The sequence below is a fragment of the Vibrio sp. T11.5 genome (assembly GCF_027587155.1).
Classification (GTDB): Bacteria; Pseudomonadota; Gammaproteobacteria; order Enterobacterales; family Vibrionaceae; genus Vibrio; species Vibrio neptunius.
The window spans coordinates 1-460 of the sequence record NZ_JAPPTP010000077.1; the positions used below are offsets into that span (position 1 = coordinate 1).

1 protein-coding gene is annotated in these 460 nt (G+C 45.2%); it reads left to right on the forward strand.

Features of this window, described 5'->3' with window-relative positions:
- Positions 1-114: 114 nt before the first annotated feature.
- The coding region (locus OH455_RS23255; protein WP_269982946.1) for a hypothetical protein at positions 115-460 on the forward strand (346 nt) is incomplete at its 3' end.

Genomic DNA, 460 nt, shown 5'->3' on the forward strand with positions numbered 1-460 from the left:
GGCTTCCTAAACAGCAAGCCTGTGTTTGCTGGCGGTGTAATTGGGTTCGGCGAGCTAGAGAGTACGCTAAACACCAAGTAACAGCTATCAGGTACAAATGGAGGTGCCTAACTAATGGATGTATCTGTAGACTCGTTACCGGAGCTAACCCCAGAGTATCAACAAGCCCAGCAGCAAGCGGTACAAGATGCTAAGGTAGTCTATCAATTTGAAGTAGTAAAAGTGCCGCCTACCGATTATGGGGCAATCATAATATGGCTAGCGACAGCTAGCTTTATTTTGTGGATTGGCTCCCAATTAGGATGGATTGGAATAATTGCATTTTCATTGTTCGTTTTCGCGCTGAGCAGTTACTATTACTACGCTGGCAACCCAGATATAAAACAAACAGTAACCCTAACCGAAAAAGGTATGATAGTCACAGACCTGACTCTCGTTCCTGACGCCTGCTTTGCTGCTT